The organism is Flavobacterium sp. CHNK8 (assembly GCF_019774515.1).
Taxonomy (GTDB): Bacteria; Bacteroidota; Bacteroidia; order Flavobacteriales; family Flavobacteriaceae; genus Flavobacterium; species Flavobacterium tiangeerense.
Map to the genome: position 1 here is coordinate 2,658,814 of NZ_CP081492.1, position 22,106 is coordinate 2,680,919.

At 34.8% G+C, this 22,106-nt stretch carries 23 protein-coding genes; 13 read left to right on the forward strand and 10 right to left on the reverse strand.

Features of this window, described 5'->3' with window-relative positions; all coding sequences use genetic code 11:
- Positions 1 to 27: 27 nt before the first annotated feature.
- The 3 genes from dnaJ to hisS form a co-directional block, all read right to left on the reverse strand.
- A complete protein-coding gene (dnaJ, locus tag K5V07_RS11510; RefSeq protein ID WP_182648662.1) occupies positions 28 to 1,143 on the reverse strand; it encodes a molecular chaperone DnaJ in 1,116 nt (371 codons plus the stop codon).
- Between the two features lie 103 nt (positions 1,144 to 1,246).
- Positions 1,247 to 1,825 (reverse strand): nucleotide exchange factor GrpE, encoded by a 579-nt coding sequence (locus tag K5V07_RS11515; RefSeq protein ID WP_221917589.1) that lies wholly within the window; start codon positions 1,823 to 1,825, stop codon positions 1,247 to 1,249.
- 339 nt (positions 1,826 to 2,164) lie between these two features.
- Positions 2,165 to 3,541 carry a histidine--tRNA ligase gene (hisS, locus tag K5V07_RS11520; protein WP_221917590.1) on the reverse strand — a complete coding sequence of 459 codons (1,377 nt, stop codon included), beginning with the start codon at positions 3,539 to 3,541 and terminating at the stop codon, positions 2,165 to 2,167.
- Positions 3,542 to 3,883: 342 nt separating this feature from the next.
- On the opposite strand from hisS, the gene K5V07_RS11525 reads away from it, so the two are divergent.
- On the forward strand, positions 3,884 to 5,128 hold the full coding sequence (locus tag K5V07_RS11525) for an ABC transporter permease (RefSeq protein WP_182648705.1): 1,245 nt from the start codon (positions 3,884 to 3,886) through the stop codon (positions 5,126 to 5,128).
- Between the two features lie 181 nt (positions 5,129 to 5,309).
- Here the strand turns inward: K5V07_RS11525 and prmC are convergent, their stop codons facing one another.
- Positions 5,310 to 6,176 carry a peptide chain release factor N(5)-glutamine methyltransferase gene (gene prmC, locus K5V07_RS11530; RefSeq protein WP_221917591.1) on the reverse strand — a complete coding sequence of 289 codons (867 nt, stop codon included), beginning with the start codon at positions 6,174 to 6,176 and terminating at the stop codon, positions 5,310 to 5,312.
- Positions 6,177 to 6,219: 43 nt separating this feature from the next.
- Positions 6,220 to 6,705: a GNAT family N-acetyltransferase gene (locus tag K5V07_RS11535; RefSeq protein WP_221917592.1), complete on the reverse strand. Its 486-nt coding sequence runs from the start codon at positions 6,703 to 6,705 to the stop codon at positions 6,220 to 6,222.
- A gap of 103 nt (positions 6,706 to 6,808) precedes the next feature.
- Here K5V07_RS11535 and ribD point away from each other — a divergent pair, with 103 nt between their 5' ends.
- The 3 genes from ribD to K5V07_RS11550 are packed head-to-tail and all read left to right on the forward strand — an operon-like array spanning position 6,809 to position 9,114.
- Entirely contained in the window at positions 6,809 to 7,852 is a 1,044-nt protein-coding gene (ribD, locus tag K5V07_RS11540; protein ID WP_221917593.1) for a bifunctional diaminohydroxyphosphoribosylaminopyrimidine deaminase/5-amino-6-(5-phosphoribosylamino)uracil reductase RibD, read from the forward strand.
- The gene (locus K5V07_RS11545) at positions 7,845 to 8,447 is read left to right on the forward strand and encodes an HAD family phosphatase (protein WP_221917594.1); all 603 of its coding nucleotides are present in this window, start codon (positions 7,845 to 7,847) and stop codon (positions 8,445 to 8,447) included. Before ribD ends, K5V07_RS11545 begins: the two co-directional genes overlap by 8 nt.
- 40 nt (positions 8,448 to 8,487) lie before the next feature.
- Entirely contained in the window at positions 8,488 to 9,114 is a 627-nt protein-coding gene (locus K5V07_RS11550; protein WP_221918182.1) for a YigZ family protein, read from the forward strand.
- A gap of 28 nt (positions 9,115 to 9,142) precedes the next feature.
- Here the strand turns inward: K5V07_RS11550 and K5V07_RS11555 are convergent, their stop codons facing one another.
- On the reverse strand, positions 9,143 to 9,547 hold the full coding sequence (locus K5V07_RS11555) for a thioesterase family protein (RefSeq protein ID WP_182648674.1): 405 nt from the start codon (positions 9,545 to 9,547) through the stop codon (positions 9,143 to 9,145).
- Between the two features lie 185 nt (positions 9,548 to 9,732).
- Here K5V07_RS11555 and dnaA point away from each other — a divergent pair, with 185 nt between their 5' ends.
- The 5 genes from dnaA to K5V07_RS11580 all read left to right on the forward strand — a co-directional run bounded on the left by dnaA (position 9,733) and on the right by K5V07_RS11580 (position 14,730).
- A complete protein-coding gene (gene dnaA / locus K5V07_RS11560; protein ID WP_144889062.1) occupies positions 9,733 to 11,160 on the forward strand; it encodes a chromosomal replication initiator protein DnaA in 1,428 nt (475 codons plus the stop codon).
- A 7-nt stretch (positions 11,161 to 11,167) separates the two neighbouring features.
- A complete protein-coding gene (locus tag K5V07_RS11565; protein WP_221917595.1) occupies positions 11,168 to 11,635 on the forward strand; it encodes a low molecular weight protein-tyrosine-phosphatase in 468 nt (155 codons plus the stop codon).
- A 60-nt stretch (positions 11,636 to 11,695) separates the two neighbouring features.
- Complete coding sequence (locus tag K5V07_RS11570) at positions 11,696 to 12,418, forward strand: SAM-dependent methyltransferase (RefSeq protein WP_158728692.1); 723 nt, start codon at positions 11,696 to 11,698, stop codon at positions 12,416 to 12,418.
- Positions 12,419 to 12,642: 224 nt separating this feature from the next.
- Entirely contained in the window at positions 12,643 to 13,770 is a 1,128-nt protein-coding gene (locus K5V07_RS11575; RefSeq protein WP_221917596.1) for a methionine aminotransferase, read from the forward strand.
- A gap of 78 nt (positions 13,771 to 13,848) precedes the next feature.
- Entirely contained in the window at positions 13,849 to 14,730 is an 882-nt protein-coding gene (locus K5V07_RS11580) for an SDR family oxidoreductase (RefSeq protein ID WP_176330725.1), read from the forward strand.
- 81 nt (positions 14,731 to 14,811) lie between these two features.
- Here the strand turns inward: K5V07_RS11580 and K5V07_RS11585 are convergent, their stop codons facing one another.
- From K5V07_RS11585 to K5V07_RS11600, 4 genes are all read right to left on the reverse strand, one after another.
- On the reverse strand, positions 14,812 to 15,111 hold the full coding sequence (locus tag K5V07_RS11585; RefSeq protein WP_182648687.1) for a hypothetical protein: 300 nt from the start codon (positions 15,109 to 15,111) through the stop codon (positions 14,812 to 14,814).
- A 66-nt stretch (positions 15,112 to 15,177) separates the two neighbouring features.
- Complete coding sequence (locus tag K5V07_RS11590) at positions 15,178 to 15,708, reverse strand: YceI family protein (RefSeq protein WP_221917597.1); 531 nt, start codon at positions 15,706 to 15,708, stop codon at positions 15,178 to 15,180.
- Positions 15,709 to 15,745: 37 nt separating this feature from the next.
- The gene (locus tag K5V07_RS11595; RefSeq protein WP_221917598.1) at positions 15,746 to 16,498 is read right to left on the reverse strand and encodes a pirin family protein; all 753 of its coding nucleotides are present in this window, start codon (positions 16,496 to 16,498) and stop codon (positions 15,746 to 15,748) included.
- An 87-nt stretch (positions 16,499 to 16,585) separates the two neighbouring features.
- The gene (locus K5V07_RS11600; protein WP_144889068.1) at positions 16,586 to 17,167 is read right to left on the reverse strand and encodes a Crp/Fnr family transcriptional regulator; all 582 of its coding nucleotides are present in this window, start codon (positions 17,165 to 17,167) and stop codon (positions 16,586 to 16,588) included.
- 152 nt (positions 17,168 to 17,319) lie between these two features.
- On the opposite strand from K5V07_RS11600, the gene udk reads away from it, so the two are divergent.
- The 4 genes from udk (at position 17,320) to scpA (ending at position 21,980) form a co-directional block, all read left to right on the forward strand.
- Entirely contained in the window at positions 17,320 to 17,928 is a 609-nt protein-coding gene (gene udk, locus K5V07_RS11605) for a uridine kinase (protein ID WP_086454257.1), read from the forward strand.
- A 56-nt stretch (positions 17,929 to 17,984) separates the two neighbouring features.
- Positions 17,985 to 18,305, forward strand: coding sequence for a septum formation initiator family protein (locus K5V07_RS11610; RefSeq protein ID WP_221917599.1), 321 nt, complete (start codon positions 17,985 to 17,987; stop codon positions 18,303 to 18,305).
- Positions 18,306 to 18,422: 117 nt separating this feature from the next.
- Entirely contained in the window at positions 18,423 to 19,787 is a 1,365-nt protein-coding gene (locus tag K5V07_RS11615; protein ID WP_221917600.1) for a methylmalonyl-CoA mutase subunit beta, read from the forward strand.
- Between the two features lie 54 nt (positions 19,788 to 19,841).
- On the forward strand, positions 19,842 to 21,980 hold the full coding sequence (scpA, locus tag K5V07_RS11620) for a methylmalonyl-CoA mutase (protein WP_221917601.1): 2,139 nt from the start codon (positions 19,842 to 19,844) through the stop codon (positions 21,978 to 21,980).
- Positions 21,981 to 22,106: the final 126 nt, after the last annotated feature.

A 22,106-nucleotide genomic window follows, 5' to 3' on the forward strand; every position in this document is an offset into this window, starting at 1 on the left:
TATAAATATAAAATCAATATTTTTGAATTACGAAAACATGTCTTTTACTTTTTCAAAAAATGACTTATCTGATTTCTCAGGATTTGGAATAAAATTATCGTCGGTTAGATTTTTCTCAAAAAACTGTTTTTGTTCTTTGTTCAATGTTTTAGGAGTCCATACGTTCACATGAACTAATAAATCTCCATTTCCATATCCATTGATACTTGGTATCCCTTTACCTTTTAATCTTAAAATTTTACCAGATTGAATACCTTCTTCTAATTTGATTCTAACTTTTCCGTTTATGGCTTCAATATCTTTTGAAATTCCAAGAACAGCTTCAGCAAAACTGATGTATAAATCATAGTGCAAGTTTTCACCTTCACGTTTCAAGAAATCATGTTCTAGTTCCTCAATAGCAACAATCAAGTCACCTGGAATACTGTTTCCTGGCGCATCGTTTCCTTTATTAGAAACTTTTAATTGCATACCATCAACTACACCGGCTGGTATTTTAATTGAAACCGTTTCGTCTTCAAGGATCATCCCTTGTGAATCTGCTTCAGATGGTTTTTTATCTAATATTTGACCAGAACCGTTACAAGAAGAACACGTTGTAGCAGATTGCATTCTACCCAAAATAGTGTTCGTAACTCTCATGACCTGACCTTGACCATTACAAGTAGAGCAAGTTTTATAGGAAACGCCTGGGGCTTGAACTTTTCTTTTTACTTTAACTTTCTTTTCAACACCGTTTGCAATTTCTTCAAGAGTAAGTTTCACTTTTATACGTAGGTTACTTCCTTTAGCACGACGAACTCCGCCGCCACCGCCGCCGCCAAAACCTCCAAAACCACCTCCAAAAATATCTCCAAACTGACTGAAAATATCATCCATATTCATGCCGCCGTGACCGCCTCCGCCAAAACCGCCTGAACCATCAAATGCTTGATGACCATACTGATCGTATTTTGCCTTTTTTTGTGGATCACTCAATACCTCATAAGCTTCTGCAGCTAACTTAAATTTCTCTTCAGCAGCTTTATCGCCAGGATTTTTATCAGGGTGATGTTGCAAGGCACTTTGTCTGTATGCTTTTTTTATTTCTGCAGCAGTTGCACTTTTAGTAATGCCTAATATTTCGTAAAAATCTTTTTTCATCTGTATTTTTTATTTAGTGCGAATGTATTTTAGTATTATCTTAAAAAGCTAATACTCCACATTTATACTTAAAATGACACTTTCAACCAGCATCGCAGTTGTATTATTGACCTATTACCACTTTTGGAAAACGGATAATCTTGTCTCCAAGTTTGTATCCTTTTTCTAGCACATCCACAATTTTACCTTTCATACTGTCTGATGGCGCAGGAATTTGCGTAATTGCTTCGGCAAAATCAGCATTAAATGCGTCACCTGCTGTAACCTCAACTTGCTCTAATCCTTTAGCCACTAAAGTATTTTTTAGTTTTTCATGGATAAGTTCAACACCTTTAGTAAGCAATTCATCCTCTGATTTGTTAATCTCAATAATAGCTCTATCAAAATCGTCTAGCACTGGTAACATAGCAAGTAAGACTTCTTGATTTGCTGTTTTAAACAGCTCAATACGTTCCTTAGTTGTTCTTCTTTTGTAATTCTCAAACTCTGCGAACAACCTTAGGTATTTATCTTTTTCTTTTGCTAAATCTTGTGTTAATTGTTCTTCCACGCTTAATTCCTCAACAATAACCTGCTCTTCATTAACATTATTTTCTAATGTTGCATCCTGTAATTCTTGATCGATTTCTGTATTTTCAGTGGTCATAGTGCTCTTATTTTTAAAAATATTCTTAAACTTCATTTTAATCTTTTTTTGAATTGCAAAAGTACTGCCAATTCTCTTAAAATGTCAAATTGTCACACTTAATATTATTTATGCTTATCAAAAAGGGGGGATTTTACCAAAAATGGCTCACGTACAACCAACTTGAATTCCTTTAAACTGAATAAAAAAATAAATTTCTTAACAATTTTTACCAACGCTTTATTTAAAATTTAGGTTTTTTTTAAGATTATCATATTACATTATTGTTATATTTGTAAATGGTTTTATTCATTTCGCATGAAATAGAATGACAAATTATTAATTCACATTTACGTTATATAAAAAAAGCTTCGTTTTTCAACGAAGCTTTTTTTTTTAATTCTGTAAGAGATAATTTTTCAAACCTTCTAAATCGAGAACCTGCTGTTCTCCTGAAAGTAAATTTTTAAGAGCAAATGTTTTAGATTCTAATTCTTGTTCTCCTGCAATAATTGCAAAAGGTATTCCACGCTTGTCAGCATGCTGAAACTGCTTTGCCACTTTTACATTATCTGGATATAACTCTACTTTAATTCCAGATTCTCTAAGTTTCTTTATAGCTTGCATGGCATAAAAGGCTTCGTTATTTCCGTAATTGATAAATAAAGCTTTAGATGTTGCTGCTATTGTTTCTGGAAACAACTTTAGTTCTTCTAACACCAAATAAATGCGGTCAAGACCGAAAGATATTCCCACTCCACTCATGTTTTTCAAACCAAAAATACCCGTTAAATCATCATAACGTCCTCCGCCACCGATGGATCCCATGGCAACAGTTTTGGGTGGTGCCACTTCAAAAATAGCTCCAGTGTAATAATTTAAACCTCTAGCTAATGTAACATCTAGATCTAAAACAGCTGTTGAAAGCCCTAGTTTTGAAACCGTTTCACAAATAAAATGCAATTCCTCCACACCTTTCATACCTTCTTCTGAGTCTTGTAATAAAACAGAAAGTTTCTCTATTTTCTCAGTGATAGAACCTGTGAAATTAAATAGAGGCTGAACTTTTGACAGTGCTTCCTCAGGAATTCCTTTTTCTATCATTTCTTTCTTGACTCCGTCCTCGCCTATTTTGTCTAATTTATCAAGAGCTACTGTGAAATCTATTAGCTTGTCAGAGGCTCCTATTACGGCTGCAATTCCAGATAAAATTTTTCTATTATTGATTTTGATGGTAACGCCTTGCAATCCTAATGCTGTAAAAACGGTGTCATACAATTGAACCAACTCTACTTCTTGCCACAAAGATTTTGACCCAACTACATCGGCGTCACATTGATAAAACTCTCTAAAACGTCCTTTTTGAGGTCGATCAGCTCTCCAAACGGGTTGAATTTGATAGCGCTTAAACGGAAATTCAATATCGTTTTGATGTTGCACCACGTAGCGTGCAAAAGGTACCGTCAAATCATAACGCAAGGCTTTCTCTGATATGCTTGACGTTAATTTGGTACTGTCTTTACTTTCCAGATGACTTTCGTTGGCTTTAGAAAGATAGTCTCCAGAGTTTAATATTTTAAAAATCAATCGATCGCCTTCTTCTCCGTATTTACCCATTAAGGTTTCAGAGTTTTCAAACGATGGTGTTTCTATAGGTTGAAAGCCAAATTTTTCGAAATTGCTTTTAATGATTTGAATGATATAATTTCTTTTGGCCACATCTGCTGGCGAAAAATCTCGGGTTCCTTTTGGTATGCTAGGTTTTGATGCCATGAATCTGTTTTTGCTGTCCTTATTATTATGCCTTACTAGGCAATCTTTTTCTGGTTGCAAATATCTTATTTTTAAAATTATTCTGTTTACAAAATGCCACATTTTATTACTGCTTGTTTAGCCCGGATTATCGTGGAAATATAGCACTACAAATTCTTATGTTTTCCTGACTTAAAGAGCGACCAGCGGAAGCTCCTTTAAGGTAGAAAGAAAATAAAGAATTTGGAGTGCGGTATTGTAGCAAAAGCCGGAAACAGCTCTAAAAAAATTAAACACTCCATGAAAATATTTTTTTTGCTTGTAAATTTTGTAACAAAAAATGTAAATTCGTGTCAAATGGGTATGATGTTAAAATTATTTAAAGAAAATGTTCGAATTGCTTCTGGTTCAATCAGAACGCAATTGTTGCGAACGGTTCTTACGGTGATGATTATCGCCATAGGAATCACGGCTTTAGTGAGTATTCTTACGGTTGTATCTGCGCTGGAGAATACTATTTCCTCTGATTTTGCTTCAATGGGTGCCAACACCTTTAATATTAAGCAATATGAAAATACCGTAAGAAGACAGGGGCGAGATGAACGTGAAATAATCAATCCTATTATTTCATATCCCGAAGCGGTGGCTTTCAAAAACAAATACAACTACCCCTTAACCGAAACTTCACTTTCCTTTACCGCAACGGCAGGAGCCGAAGTAAAATATGAATCGACTAAAACAGATCCTGAAAACTCTGTTGTAGGTGTTGATGAGTATTTCATGACCAATTCAGGTCTTGAAACCAGTTCTGGTAGAAATTTTACCCGTTTTGATGTTGATAATAATGCTTATGTATGCATAGTAGGTTCTGATTTTGAAAAAGGACTTTTCAAAGACATCAATCCTATAGATAAAGTAGTCTCCATACGTGGCGCAAAATTTAGAGTTATTGGAGTGTTAAAAGAAAAAGGTTCCACTTTTGGCAATAGTCAAGATTTAAGAATATTAATACCTATCCAAGTAGCACGTTCCCTATTTACAGCACCTAACATTAATTATACCGTGAGCGTAATGGTTAATAAAAAGGAGTTACTAGAGCAAGCGCTAGACAACGCAACAAGCGTAATGCGTAGGGTTAGAAAACTTAGTCCTATAAAAGATAATAATTTTGGGATTGTACGAAGTGATGATTTAATTAATAGAATTCTAGGAATTACACAATATCTAGGATGGGCATCATGGCTTATTGGGATTATTACCGTTTTAGGTTCATCTATTGCATTGATGAACATTATGATTGTATCGGTAACAGAGCGAACTCGAGAAATTGGGGTTCGAAAAGCACTTGGAGCCAAAAAAACAACCATCGCCATTCAATTCTTCATTGAAACCCTGCTCATAGGACAAATGGGTGGCTTAGTAGGAATTATTTTTGGTATCTTAATTGGTTTTGGTATAGCAACTGCCATGGATTTTGCTTTTGTAATCCCTTGGGGCGCAATAATGGCAGCTTTTATCACCAGTTTTATAGTAGCTATTGCGTCTGGTTTATATCCAGCCATTAAAGCTGCTGTTTTAGATCCTATTGAGGCATTGCGTTACGAATAATAGACATTTCATTGTAAAATTAGGGCGTGACCCTATAAAGAAAAGGGGCAACAAATCATACTGGATTGTTGCCCCTTTTCTTTATAGGGTCGGGTTATACGCGTTACATGGTAACGTGCTGCTACCCCTCACGCGAAGTGCCCAGTAGTTTGTTTTTGGTAACAAGAAACTGTTTTTTTCCCTAGTCTAGTTTACTGTAATTACACTGTATCATTCTGTCATTCCCGTAGATATCTTTTCTTAATTCGATATTTTTAAAATTCAAGTTTTCAAGTAAATCCACCGTTTCCTTACCTAAATACTGATTAATTTCAAAATAAAGAAATCCATTATTAGAGAGACTTGTTTGAGCCAATTCGGCTATCTTTCTATAAAAAATCAAAGCATCTGAATCTTCAACAAAAAGTGCCAAATGCGGTTCATGATGTAATACGTTATTTTTAATTTCTTGCTTTTCTAAATTGCGTACATACGGAGGATTTGAAACAATGACATCAAATTGTTGTAATAAATCATTTGTTTCAAGAATATTTTGATGCAGAAACGTAATGCTAACTTGATTTTTTTGAGCATTTTTCTCAGCTGTCGCCAATGCCTCTTCAGATACATCTAAAGCAAAAACTTGCGCATTTCCTAGATTTTTTGCTAGAGAAATAGCAATGCAACCACTACCCGTTCCGATGTCAAGAATCTTTACTTTTTGATTATTACCTGTAGATTGTAAATTGTTAAGAATCCAATCAACCAATTCTTCCGTTTCGGGCCTTGGAATTAAAACGTTAGTATTAACCTCAAAATCCAATCCATAAAAACTAGTTACCCCAAGGGCATATTGTACCGGGATTTCGTTTTTCAGTTGCATTAAAAATTGATCCCAAACTTGAAGTGCTGCACTTGAAAAAACTAAATCGGGTTGCAGTGCAAGATCAATCCGTTTGAGCTGCTGTTGATTTTCTAAAATCAAATAAAAAAAACTTTCAGCCTCATCTTCACCATAAAGAGCAGTTAAATCTTGTATGAATTGCGTTCTATATTCTTTAATTTTCATGTGTGAGGGAAAGTTTTAGGGTAAATCACCACCATAATTTATTTTACAAATCCTTCAACATCCATACCGGACAACTGCTGTGACCAGTAGAACCCATAGGCCCATCAATGTTTTCAAAACCTGTTTTTTTATATAATTTTTGAGCACCATGCATAAAAGGCATCGTTTCTAGATAGCATTTTTCGTATCCAAAATTTCGAGCACTTTGCAAACATACTTCCATCATCTCAGTTCCAATTCCCATTCCACGAGTTTCAGGTAAAAAATACATTTTTTGTAATTCACATATAGAAACCGCTTCATTAGCCAGTGGCGCAATTCCAGCCGCGCCTACAATCCTATCATTATGCTCTACAACATAATACACAGATCTTGGCTTGCTGTACTCCTCATACATCAAATCCAAATACGGATCTTCGTAAGCTGTACCTACTTTTGGAATATCCATTTCGTCAAAAACAGAGCGAATCAATTGAGCCACTGCTGCATTATCTTCTTTATTTATTTTTCTTATGCTGTAATTTTCCATATTTAAAAAATCAGGTTATTGATGCAAAAATAGAAATACTTTGCTATAAAGACGTAAAACATTTTAACAAAATGAAAAGCTCAAAAAGTATTACTTTTGCACCGTGAATATACATGAAAAATACATCAACCGCTGCATACAGCTGGCCCAAAACGGACTTGGCACAACCTATCCTAACCCACTTGTGGGAAGTGTGATTGTACATAACAATGTCATTATAGGTGAAGGTTGGCATAAAAAAGCAGGAGAACCCCATGCCGAGGTGAATGCAATACAATCTGTACGAGATACGTCATTATTAAAAAACGCCACAATTTATGTGAGCTTAGAACCTTGTAGCCACTTTGGTAAAACACCTCCGTGCTGTGACTTGATCATCAAACATAAAATACCGAATGTAGTTATAGGAACCATAGATCCTAACATAAAAGTAGCTGGAAATGGTATAAAAAAACTTCTTGAGGCAGGCATTAACGTTAAAGTAGGTGTACTAGAAAAAGATTGTCTGGAACTCAACAAACGTTTTTTTACTTTTCACGAAAAAAAGAGACCTTATATCATCTTGAAATGGGCCGAAAGTCAAGATGGTTTTATTGCTCCAAAAGAACGTTTTGAACAAAAACCCGTTTGGATTACTAATCCCTATTCTAGACAACTGGCTCACAAATGGCGTACCGAGGAACAAGCTATACTGGTGGGAACTCAAACCGTTATTGATGACAATCCTACACTTAATGCACGCGACTGGTATGGAAAAAACCCTATTAGACTGATCTTAGACCAAAACAATAGAGTCTCAAATAAAAGTGCCATTTTTGACAATCAAGCTCAAACGATTGTTTTTTCAAGTGCAAAAAATAAAGAAACTCCAGCTCACATAATTGAAAAAACCATCGATTTCAAAGAAAATATCGCTCCTCAAATTGTCCAAACGCTTTATGAAATGGATATTCAATCGGTTATTATTGAGGGCGGACAAAGGACTTTGCAAACTTTTATAGAGGCACAACTTTGGGATGAAGCAAGAGTTTTCATTGGAGAGAAACCTCTTCTTAACGGAATCAAAGCTCCACAAATAAATAAAACTATAGTGCAAAAAAAGCACATTTTAACAGACGAACTAATTTTGATCAAAAATCATGATTGATACTATTATATTTGATTTTGGAGATATCTTCATCAATTTAGACAAGCAAGCCACTCCTAAAGCTTTCAAAGAATTAGGCTTACAACAATGGAATAGCACCTTGGATGCATTAAACGTCGCTTTTGAAACTGGAAAAATATCCCGTCAAGAATTTTTAGATGGCTTACAAAAACAAATTCCACAGGCTAACCAAACTGAGATTTTGAAAGCATGGAATGCCATTCTGATTGATTTTCCACAACATCGATTGGATTTCTTAGTTTTATTGTCAAAAAAATACCGTTTGTTTTTATTGTCTAATACGGATGCTATTCACATAGAGCAATTTGAAAAACAAAGCGGGGAGGCGTTTTACAGCACTTTTTATAAATGTTTTGAAAAAGTATATTTCTCTTTTGAACTTGGAATGCGCAAACCCGATCTAGAAATTTACAAGCATCTTATAGAATCACACCATTTAATTCCAACCAATACCCTATTTGTTGATGATAAAAAAGAAAACACAGATGCAGCATTAAAAACTGGCTTACAGGTTTGGAATTTACAAGTTGATACGGAAGACGTTGTTGATTTATTCGAAAAAATAAATTTCTAACGCTTTAGCAAATTCTAAAATACCATAAGATTTTAAATTAATTGTGAAAGACACCTATAAAACCATTGACACGCCTTCTGGTGAAATTCTATTCAAAGAAAAGAACAGCAAGTTTTTTGGCTATGCATTCCCCGCAAGCAGTGAAGAAAATGTAAAAACCATACTTGAAAGTTTACGCAAACTTCACCCAAACGCAGGACATTTTTGCTATGCGTATCAAAAAGGGACTTCAACTTATACCTATAGAGCAAACGATGATGGAGAACCAAGCAACAGCGCTGGAATGCCAATTTACGGGCAAATACTATCCTTTGGTGTCACAAATATCCTTGTTGTAGTGGTGCGCATCTTTGGCGGTGTAAAACTAGGTGTTGGTGGATTAATATCTGCCTACAAAACGGCAGCGCAAATGGCCTTATCAGAATGCGAGATTATCGAAAAAACAATTGACATTCATTTTAAAATCATGTTTGATTACCAATTCATGAATAAAATCATGCGCGTGGTGAAAGAAAAAAAATTAGATATCGTGACACAAACTATGGAAATTAATAGTTTGACACAACAACCCGAAGGCATTATTGAAATAAAAACACGAAAAAAAAATGCCGAAATGATATTCGACATTTTTAATTCCATTTTTGAAATCAAAATTATTCGTGTTTAAATTCACAAAAAACTGCATCTTTTTTATTTTATTCCATCGCTTTTAGCAATTCTAAAATATAATCTGGCGGAGCCACTGGACGACCTGTTTTTAAGGACACAAAAACCAAGATAAATTGGGCAGTTGTTAATAACTCATCCTGCTCATTATAGATAGCGCAATCAAATTCTATCTTAACAGACGACTGACTTTTAAAAACCGTATGAACCGTTAAAAGCTCATCATAGCGAGCTGATTTTTTATAATTTATATTCATAGAAACTATAGGCAATGCAATACCGCTTTCTTCCATTACTTTATACGAAACCCCTTTGTTTCTAAGCCATTCCACCCTTCCTATTTCAAAATAAGGTATGTAATTACCGTGGTAAACCACTCCCATTTGGTCTGTTTCAGAGTATCGAACTCTAACTTGTACTTGATGATCTTTCATTAATAATGAATTAAAAAATTTAATTAAAAATAGTGCCTTACAACAATAATAGGGAAAATTATAACCCTATATATTTTTTTTTACAGAAATTTGTTCACATATTTGTTACCCCAATAATAAGTAACAAAACATCTTTTTTTTAGTAATCTAAAAATTACAAATAAAAAACAATTTATTTAGAATATATGAACAAAACTGCTCAATCAGTATGGGAAAACTGTTTGTCTTTCATAAAAGACAACATCCAAGACCAAGCCTATAAAACTTGGTTTGAACCAATCAAATCAGTTGAACTTACCGATAATGCATTATATATTCAAGTACCTAGTAAATTTTTCTACGAATGGCTAGAGGAACACTATGTAAAACTTTTAAAAGTTGCCTTGACTAAAGAACTTGGAAAAAACGCTAAGTTACTTTATAAAATTAGAATGGAAAACACCTATGGCAACAAACAACCGTTTACAGAACAGTTGCCAAGTGCCAATAGAGTTCCCATGAAACCTCAGGAAGTTGATGCTCCGTTTAAAAACTTAAACCCAGAGCTCAAAAATCCTTTTGTAATTCCTGGTATTCGAAATCTTAAGATTGAATCACAGCTTAACGCCAATTATAGCTTTGATAATTTTCTTGAAGGAGATTCTAATAGATTAGCACGTTCTGCAGGTATGGCTGTGGCCAATAAACCGGGTGGAACATCATTTAATCCTTTACTAATCTTTGGAGGTGTAGGACTAGGTAAAACTCACCTTGCACATGCAATAGGTGTAGAAATAAAAGATAAATATCCAGAGAAAACTGTTTTGTATATTTCTGCCGAGATATTTACGCAGCAATATATTGACTCGGTTAAAAAAAATAACCGTAACGACTTTATCCATTTTTATCAATTGATTGATGTTTTAATCATTGATGATGTTCAATTCCTTTCTGGTAAATCAGGTACTCAGGATGTGTTTTTCCACATATTCAACTACTTGCATCAAAACGGGAAACAGGTAATTCTAACATCTGACAAAGCTCCTGTTGACATGCAAGACATTGAACAGCGTTTGCTTTCGAGATTCAAATGGGGATTGTCTGCAGAAATTCACCAACCCGATTATGAAACTAGAATTTCTATCTTAAAAAACATATTGTATAGAGACGGAGTTGAAATCCCTGAAGATATCATTGAGTACGTAGCTAGAAATATCAAATCAAATGTTAGGGAGCTAGAAGGTGCCATCATTTCATTGATAGCACAATCCTCATTCAATAAAAAAGAAGTTACTCTTGACCTAGCGAAAAGTGTAGTTGAAAAATTCGTTAAAAATGTAAAACGTGAAATTTCAATTGATTACATCCAAAAAATAGTTTCAGATTACTTTCAATTAGATTTAGAGACTTTACAATCAAAAACTAGAAAAAGACATGTGGTACAAGCCCGTCAACTAGCTATGTTTTTTGCCAAAAAGTTCACCAAAGCTTCACTAGCTAATATTGGTTCACAGATAGGTGATCGCGATCATGCTACCGTTTTACATGCTTGCAAAACAGTTGATAATCTTGTTGCTACTGACAAACAATTCAAAAAATTTGTTGACGATATCAATAAAAAATTAACGTTGTAAATAGTTCATGCCTACTAAAATTCTCATGGTTTGTTTGGGTAATATCTGTCGGTCACCATTGGCTGAGGGAATATTAGCCTCTAAACTTGAACCTGAAAAGTTTATTGTAGACTCAGCTGGTACCGGTTCTTGGCACGTGGGTAAATCACCTGATGAACGTTCGATTGCCGTTGCAAAAAAAAACAACATACATATTTCTCATCAAAAAGGAAAACATTTCAGTAAAAAGGACTTTGAAACCTATGATTACATCTACGTGATGGACAGTTCAAATTATGATGACGTTATGCAACTTGCACCAACTCCTGAGCATCAAAAAAAGGTAAAAATGATCTTGAATGAACTATTCCCAGGTGAAAATGTAGATGTTCCTGATCCCTATTATGGATTATCGAATGGATTTGAATTGGTTTTTAACATGCTAAACGAAGTTTGCGACATCATTGCAGACAAACTAAAAAAACAACATTCCTAATTATATTGATGCAATTTAGTTTTCTAAAAAGTAATCATTCAAGACTTAAAATTACAGTATATGAACAGTAAAACTTCTCTAGGCAAACTTTATTTAATCCCTACAACAATGGGTGAATGTGATCCTATGGATGTTTTTCCGCAAACTATAAAAAGAAGCATAGAACTACTAGACCATTATATTGTTGAAAATGACAAAACAGCAAGAAAATCAATCAAATTAGTATGTCCAGAAAAAAAGCAAGCTGATCTTACACTTTATGTTTTAAACAAACATACTGAAACTAAAGAGCATCTTGAGTTTATAAAACCTTTGCTTGAAGGCCATAACATGGGACTTATGAGCGAAGCCGGCTGTCCTGGTGTGGCCGATCCTGGTGCCGTGATTGTAAAACTAGCACATGAAAAAGGCATACAAGTAGTTCCATTAGTAGGACCATCCTCAATATTACTAGCAATGATGGCATCTGGAATGAATGGTCAAAGTTTTACTTTTCATGGTTATTTACCCATAGAGAAAGACGAAAAAAAATCCAGTTTAAAAACCTTAGAGAGAATCTCATTTGAAAAAAATCAGTCTCAGATTTTTATTGAAACTCCTTATAGAAATAATAAGTTACTGGAAGACTTAATTCAGATATTGCATCCAGAGACACACTTGTGTATAGCAACTGATATTACCTTACCTACTGAATATATTAAGACAAAAAAAATAGCAGCTTGGAAAAAAGAGACTGTTGATTTACATAAACGACCTACTATTTTTATCATTCATAAAATGTAAGTTGGGTTGCGTGAGGGATAGCAGCAAGTACCGAAGTACTGCGTATAGCCCGACGCTACAAAAAAAGGGGCTTTGTCACTATTACGGTGATAAAGCCCCTTTTTTTGTAGGGTCACGCCCAAAGGAAAGCAACGCTGCATAATATAGTAATCCCTTTTTTTGATTGATAGCACTCATGGTATGTATTAAATCCTTATTTTTAACGTGTTTTAATTGACTATTTCATGAGTAAACTTCCGGATGTAAAAACAAGTATTTTTTCGATAATGTCTAAAATGGCAGCGGAACACCAAGCAATAAATCTTTCGCAGGGCTTCCCAAACTTTCCTGTAGATGAAAAGTTGACTGCTATTATGGCGCGTTTGTCCCAAGAAAATGTGCATCAATATACACCCATGGCGGGATATCCTCCGTTACTGCATCAAATTTCTAAGTTGGTAGAGCGTTCTTACGACAGAATTTTGAATCCTGAAACTGAAATCCTAGTGACAGCGGGCGCTACTCAAGGGATTTTTACTACTATAATGGCTCTGGTGAATAGTGGCGACGAAGTGATTATTCTAGATCCCAGTTATGATTGTTATGAGGCTCCGGTGTTGCTAAGTCAAGCTACACCCGTTAGGATTCCGCTTCATGATGATTATACTCCTAATTGGGAGCGAATTGCGACTGCTTGTACCTCAAAAACCAGAATGATAATTATTACAAATCCGCACAATCCTACCGGAAAAATATTGAGTAATGAGGACATTGAATGTCTTGAAGCTATTTTGGAAAAACATCCTAACATCATCTTACTTTCAGATGAAGTGTATGAATACATCACATTTGAAGACAAACATATATCAGCGCACACTAGAAAAAAAATTCGGAATCGCTGTGTCATGATTTCCTCTTTTGGTAAATCCTTTCACATCACAGGCTGGAAAATAGGATATGTTGTAGCTCCCGAAGCATTGATGATTGAAATTAAAAAAGTACATCAGTTCCTTGTTTTTAGTGTGAATAGCATAAGCCAAGTGGCCATTAGCGAATACATTGATATCGTAGATCTTTCTGAAATTAAAAAACAATACCAAGCAAAGCGAGATTATTTTAAAGAACTGCTTATTTCTAGCAGATTTGACCTGCTGTCCTGTGAAGGAACATACTTTCAGGTAGCTTCTTACGCCAAGATATCTCAGGAAAATGATGTTGATTTTTGCAAACGATTGATCCTTGAACATGGTGTTGCTGCAATCCCTATATCGACCTTTTATGCTGATGGTAGAGATTTAAAACTCATTCGTTTTTGTTTTGCCAAGGACAACAATACACTTAAAGAGGCTGCTTTACGATTGTGTAAAGTTTAACTATTTCTGAGTATTTCTTTTTATTATGCATGCATACTATTTTTATTTTATTATATTTACATTAAAAAACATCAAGATATGAGTTATACAGATAAAATGTTACGCGACGATGCGCTTCAAGGAAAAGTTATAGTTGTAACTGGAGGTGGTAGTGGATTGGGTAAAGCAATGACTAAATATTTCCTAGAATTAGGGGCAAAAGTTGCTATTTCCTCTAGAGATATTGAGAAATTAAAAAACACAGCTGCTGAGCTTGAGCAAGAGACAGGTGGGACTTGTTTGCCTATTCAGTGTGACGTACGTCATTATGAAGAAGTAGAAAATATGCTTCAAGAAGTTTTAAAAACCTTTGGAAAAGTAGACGTCTTACTTAATAATGCTGCTGGAAATTTTATTTCCCCTACAGAACGACTGTCGTCAAATGCATTTGATACTGTTATTGATATTGTACTTAAAGGAACTAAAAACTGTACGTTGGCTTTTGGAAAACATTGGATCGATACCAAACAAGCCTCATCGACTGTTTTAAATATTGTAACCACTTATGCTTGGACAGGATCAGCGTATGTAGTACCTAGTGCTACTGCAAAAGCGGGAGTGTTAGCCATGACAAGAAGTTTAGCTGTAGAGTGGGCTAAATATGGTATTCGTACTAATGCTATTGCGCCAGGACCGTTCCCAACAAAAGGAGCTTGGGACCGATTACTTCCAGGAGACTTAGCCGAAAAATTTGATATGGCGAAAAAAGTGCCTTTAAAACGTGTGGGTGATCACCAAGAATTAGCTAATCTTGCAGCTTATTTAGTATCTGATTTTTCAGCCTATATCAACGGAGATGTAATTACTATTGATGGTGGCGAATGGCTTAAAGGAGCTGGACAATTTAATTTACTTGAGGCAATTCCAGAGGAACTTTGGGATCAACTAGAAATGATGATCAAAGCCAAAAAAAATAAATAAACACGAGTCTAGTGACATAAAAAAAGGCAAAATAACCAAGTGTAACACTTGTTTGTTTTGCCTTTTATATTTACAAAATAATTATTCTAAAGCTAGTAAGATTTCGCTAGTAAGTAATCCGCTACCGCCTCCATAATGTTGTACGATTCGGCAATGAGGTTGCTGTTTTTCAAAAAAAGAGCGTAAAGATTCTTCTTCTTGTTCTAAAATTCCACATCCCAACAAAACAATATCAAAATTAGATTCTGCAAAAATTGCTTTGGCTTCATCATCTTTTAATACGCCTTGAGCATGCCAATTATCTTGCTTATTGATCAAACGAATTACTGTTTGCAATATTTCAAGATGTCTTCCTATGTATAAAATATTGACTTTTTTCATGGTATTGGTATACATTACTTCGGCGAAAGCCTCAACAAACAACGACTTACTTTTTAAAAATAGAGTTTATTGTTTTACGAATTGCAATTCGATTGCCAAACGAACCTCATCACTTACAAGAACACCACCTGTTTCAAGAGCTGAATTCCAAGTCAATCCCCAATCTTTGCGGCTAATTTTACCTTCTAAAGCAAAAGCTACTTTGGTATTACCCCAAGGATCTTGCATTATTCCTCCAAAATCAGCAGCTAAAGTAATTGGTTTTGTTACGCCATGTAAAGACAAATCGCCTACCAATTCATAATCAGAACCGCTTTTTTGTGTAAAAGAAGTCGCTTGGAAAGCAATTTCTGGAAATTGCTCAGCATCAAAAAAATCAGCACTTTGCAAATGCTTGTCTCTATCGGCATTACTTGTATTTACTGAAGCTACAGCTCCTGTGAAATTAATTTTAGCATTCTCGAAACTTTCATTCTCTGTTTCGATGGTAGCATCAAAAGTTAAAAATTTACCAGAAACATTTGTAAACATCATGTGTTTTACTTTAAACCCTATTTCAGAGTGTGTTGGGTCAATTGCCCATTTAATTGTAGCCATAATTGATTTATTTAAAAATTAATAGATTGTTCATAATTTAAAGTTGCATGGGTACTTCCATCAATAAAATTTCGGCACCATCACTGTTTGACGTAATTTCAAAAGAATTAGTATCCCATATTCCTAAACCATCTCTTTCATTTAAAGAAACACCACCAATTGTAAAATCACCTTTCAAAATAAAAGCATAAACGCCATTTCCAGATTTCTTCAATTGGTAATTAGCTGTATGCATGTTATCAAACTTACCAATGTGAAACCAAGCATCTTGATGAATCCATACGCCAGCATCATCTGGATAAGGAGATAAAATTTGTTGTAATTTGTTGTGTCGGTCGTTTAAATCCAAAGTAACTTGGTCATAACGCGGGGTAACATTCTTTTTATTTGGATAAATCCAAATTTGTAAAAATTTAACTAGTTGATCTTTGTTTTTATTATATTCACTATGAAAAATTCCGGTACCAGCACTCATCACCTGAATATCACCTTCTTTTATCACAGTTGTATTCCCCATGCTGTCTTGATGTTCTAGATCTCCTTCGAGAGGAATGGATATTATTTCCATATTATCATGCGGATGTTTCCCAAAACCCATACCTTGATTCACTCTATCATCATTTAATACACGTAAAACTCCAAAATTCATTCGGTCTTTGTTGTGGTAATTTGCAAAACTAAAAGTGTGATAGGACTCTAACCAGCCATGATTAGCGTGCCCACGAGTGTTCGCTTTGTGTAGTTCATAATGAGTTAGTGCATTTTCTTGAGGTATCGTTGTATTTTCCATGATTTCTTGTTTTAATATTAGAGTACAAAATTGCAACAAAAAAGAAACTAGGACATTGAACTAGGACAAGAAAAACAATTTTCTACATTATTTCTTAGCCATTTTTGTTCTTATTTTGCTTAAAAATTCAGCCGAAATGCCCAAATAGGAGGCAATATAATGTTGTGCCACACGTTGCGAGAGAGTGGGATATTGTGCTGTGAATTCTTGGTATTTTTCGGTGGCCGATCTTGAAATAGTTTGAAATAAACGCTCCTGAGTTACAGCAAGGCTGCGCTGCATTAAAATCCTAAAAGCACGTTCAAACCGTGGTGCTTTCGCAAATAGCTCTTCTTTGGTTTCTGGGTTAAAGACGAAGAACTCACAATCTTCCAGAGTTTCTATAAAAACGCGACTCGGTTTATTTTCATAAATACTAAATGAACTATCGCTCACCCAAGCATTTTCTATGGCAAATTGTAAAATGACTTCAAATCCATTGGCATCAATATAATACTTGCGAACACAGCCTTTGATTACAAAAATTTCAAAATTACAGATCTCCCCTTCTTGCAACAACATGGTTTTTTTGGGCACCTCTTTATAAGTCAAAAGTGAATTAAAAATTTCTAACTCACTTGAACTGAAAGAAACATAACGAGTGATATTGGAGTTAATTTGTGTATACACGATGGGTTCTGAATTTAAATATTAAAGATACTAAATCTGATCGCATAAAGGACAAAAAAAGCATGCTGTTGAACTAATTTTTATTCGAAAAATGAAAAACTACCCCATTAAAATTCCTATTTTTGCCACAATAAAAACATAATAATACACATATGCTAATTATAGGAATTGCTGGAGGAACTGGTAGCGGAAAAACAACTGTTGTACATCAAATTATGAATGAGTTACCGCAAACAGAGGTAGGCATTATCTCTCAAGATTCTTACTACAAAGAAAACCACGGACTCTCATTTGATGAAAGAGCCTTAATCAACTTTGACCATCCTAGAGCCATTGATTTTCCACTATTAGTATCCCATTTAAAAGAATTAAAAGCTGGAAACAACATTCACCAACCTGTATATTCTTTTGTAACACACAATAGAACAGACGATACTGTTTTTACACACCCTAGAAAAGTGATGATTGTTGAAGGAATTCTTATCCTGGCAAATCCTGAGTTAAGAGAATTATTTGATGTAAAAATATACGTTCATGCAGACTCAGACGAGCGCTTAATTCGTAGGATGAAACGTGATATTGCAGAACGCGGCCGAGACATGAACGAGGTTATCAACCGTTATCAAAATACATTAAAGCCAATGCATGAGCAATTTATTGAACCTACAAAAGCTTTTGCTGATATTATCATTCCAAACGATAAATACAATACCGTTGCTATTGATGTGGTTAGAGCAGTAATAAATCAAAGGATTTCATAAATTGATGTATCTTTATAAAAAATAAAAATCGAATACCTAATTGTATTTAAAAGAAAATGAAAAACAAATTTACAAACAAACCTTGGCTTACGTTTTTGAGTAATAAATACGTCTGGGTTTTATTGTTTTTTTGTATCTGGATGATTTTTTTGGACAATTACTCCTATTTTAACCATCGAATTTTAGATGAGCAAATACAAGATCTAGAAGAAAATGCTAGTTATTATAAAGAGGAAATTAAGAAAGACAAAGAAAATATCAAGCAATTGAAAAATTCCGAACAAATAGAAAAATACGCTCGGGAAAAATATTACATGAAAAAAGATAGCGAAGACATTTACATCATAGAATTTGAAAACGATACTTTAAAAAAGTAAAATTCTATTTCTGATTTCGCATTGCTTAAGGATTATTACATACGCTAACAGCCCAATAAAACAACATAAATCGGTGTCCTTTTTTTAGGGATAAAGATGCTGAAAACTATAAAAAAGATGAATACAAACCTTTTTGAAGATTTTGATCCTGTTTCTTCCAAACAATGGAAACAAAAAATCCAATACGAACTCAAAGGAGCGGATTATAACGAAACATTAGTTTGGAACTCCCCAGAGGATATTATGGTAAAGCCTTTTTACCATAAAGACGAAACTAGTCCTGCATTAAACAGTGGAACAAAAGCTACTGAATTCAAAATTTGTCAAAATATATTTGTTTTTGATGTATCAAAATCTATTGAAAGAGCTCAAGATGCATTAAATAGAGGTGCTGACAGCTTGAGGTTTACTATTGAAGACGAAACTGTAGACATCACTCTTTTACTAGAAAAAATTACTCTTCAAGGGATTACCGTTTATTTTAACCTAGGATTTTTTTCAATCGATTTCGTAAAAAAAATAGAGGATTTTGCTAAGAAAAACAACGTTACTATCTTTTGTAATCTAGATCCAATAGGCCAACTTGCTAAAGATGGAAATTGGTTTTCAACGCCAGAAAAAAGTAATTTTGATAGTTTGAACACTATAGCGTCATCCACGAACTCGGTTTCTTTTATTAGCGTAAACGGCGCATTGTATCAAAATGCTGGCGCTACAATTGTGCAGCAAATTGCATATAGTTTAGGTCATGTAAATGAGTATTTTAATCGTGTGGAATCAATTTCAACACCTATTGTTTTTGAAATAGCTGTTGGGACTAACTATTTCTTTGAAATTGCAAAACTACGTGCGCTACGTATCCTTTTTAACTTAATTGCTAAAGAATACAACCACGCACTACCGTGTAACATTATTGCTTTTCCTACCAAAAGAAATAAAACTTTGTATGATTATAACGTAAATATGTTGCGCACCACTACCGAATGTATGAGTGCTATCCTAGGTGGCGCAGATGCAATAGCCAATCTACCTTATGACGCTTTATATCACAAAGACAATGAATTTGGAGATAGAATAGCCCGTAACCAGTTGCTTATTCTTAAAAAAGAAAGTTATTTTGACAAAGTAAACAACCCCGCCGATGGCAGTTATTACATTGAAAATCTAACGCAACAGCTTGCAGAAAAAGCCTTAGCACTATTTAAAGATATTGAGGCAAATGGTGGTTTCTTAAAACAACTAAATGAAGGAACCATAAAAAGAAAAATTCAAGAAAGCGCAGATGTAGCACAAGAATTATTTGATTCTGGTAAAGAAATTTTGTTAGGAACTAACAAACATCCTAACAAACAGGATAAAATGAAACATGATTTAGAGTTATTTCCTTTTGTAAAAGTAAAGCCAAGAAAAACATTGATTACACCCATCATTGAAAAACGTTTGGCAGAAAAAGTAGAACAGGAACGATTAGACCTTGAATAAAAGGATAACGAACTTTATAAATCAACAGCATTCCTATAATTTGGTACATTACAAATGAAAAGAAAAGATTTACAACATATAAAATTAGAGAGCGACCCAATAACAGTGGTGAATGTAAATTCTTCTGCTGATGCATTTCTAACTGCAGAGGGAATCGAACTAAAACCAACATACACACAGCAAGATATTGAAAAGCTCACACATCTTGATTTTGGGGCTGGTTTTGCACCAAATTTACGTGGACCCTACGCAACCATGTATGTTCGCCGTCCTTGGACAGTAAGACAATATGCTGGATTTTCTACAGCCGAAGAAAGTAATGCTTTTTACCGCAGAAACTTAGCTGCAGGACAAAAAGGACTTTCAGTAGCTTTTGACTTACCTACCCATCGAGGATACGATTCAGATCACGAACGTGTGGTAGGCGATGTAGGAAAGGCAGGAGTCGCTATAGATTCCGTTGAGGATATGAAGGTTCTTTTTGACCAAATCCCTCTTGATGAAATGTCAGTATCCATGACTATGAATGGTGCTGTTTTACCTATAATGGCTTTTTATATTGTAGCTGCAGAAGAGCAAGGAGTTAAAGCAGAACTACTCTCTGGAACTATACAAAATGATATTCTAAAGGAGTTCATGGTGCGTAATACCTATATTTATCCCCCTACACCTTCGATGAAAATAATTGCTGATATCTTTGAGTATACCAGCAAAAACATGCCTAAGTTCAATTCCATTTCAATTTCTGGATACCACATGCAAGAAGCTGGAGCTACAGCCGATATTGAATTAGCGTATACACTAGCTGATGGATTGGAATACATCAGAACTGGATTAGCCACAGGAATGAAAATAGATGAATTTGCTCCGCGTTTGTCCTTTTTCTGGGCAATTGGAATGAATCATTTTATGGAAATTGCAAAAATGCGTGCCGGTAGAATGATCTGGGCTAAATTAGTCAAACAGTTTGAACCAAAAGATGATAAGTCTTTGGCGTTACGAACGCATTGTCAAACATCAGGATGGAGTTTAACCGAGCAAGATCCATTTAATAATGTAGCAAGAACTTGTATAGAAGCTGCTGCTGCCGCTTTTGGTGGTACACAATCTTTACATACCAATGCACTTGATGAAGCCATTGCATTGCCAACAGATTTCTCAGCTAGGATTGCAAGAAATACTCAGCTATATCTTCAAGAAGAAACTAAAATTACAAAGACAGTAGATCCATGGGCTGGCAGTTATTATGTAGAGAGTTTGACGAATGAAATTGCCGAAAACGCATGGAAATTAATCGAAGAAGTTGAAGAACTTGGCGGAATGACCAAAGCTATTGAATCTGGTATCCCAAAATTACGTATTGAAGAAGCAGCCGCAAGAAAACAAGCTAGAATAGACAGCGGACAAGATATTATTGTAGGTGTAAATCAATATCGATTAGAAAAGGAAGATCCACTACAGATTCTTGATGTAGATAATCAAATGGTTCGCAAGCAGCAACTAGAACAACTAGATCGAATTAAAGCGTCTAGAGATACCCAAAAAGTACAAGATTCACTAAAAAAACTGATCCTTTGCGCACAAACTGGTGAAGGAAATTTACTTGAAATTGCAGTTGAAGCAGCCAGAAATAGAACTACACTTGGAGAAATTAGTGATGCACTTGAAGCCGTTTTTGGCAGGTACAAAGCACAAATAAAATCATTTAGCGGTGTGTATAGTAAAGAAATAAAAGACGACAAAAGTTTTGAAAAAGCAAAACAACTTGCCGACGAATTTGCAGTAAAAGAAGGCCGTCGCCCTCGAATCATGATTGCAAAGATGGGGCAAGACGGTCATGACAGAGGTGCAAAAGTAGTAGCAACAGGCTATGCCGATGTGGGATTTGATGTGGATATAGGTCCGCTTTTTCAAACACCTGAAGAAGCTGCCAAACAAGCCGTAGAAAATGATGTGCATATTCTAGGTGTTTCATCCTTAGCTGCTGGACACAAAACGCTAGTGCCACAAGTAATTGACGAATTAAAAAAATACGGTCGTGAAGATATTATGGTCGTTGTAGGCGGTGTAATTCCAGCGCAAGATTATCAATTTTTATTTGATGCTGGCGCGGTAGCTGTTTTTGGCCCTGGAACAAAAATAAGTGACGCAGCAATCAAAATACTTGAAATATTGCTCGAAAGTTTTGAATAAACCTTTTACAAAACAAAAAAATCACCTAAATGGTGATTTTTTTGTTTTTACAATGAATGTAAAAGATAATTACTTCTCGTAAAAGTTCGTCCAATACATCCGTATTGAATTTGAACAAACAAAAAT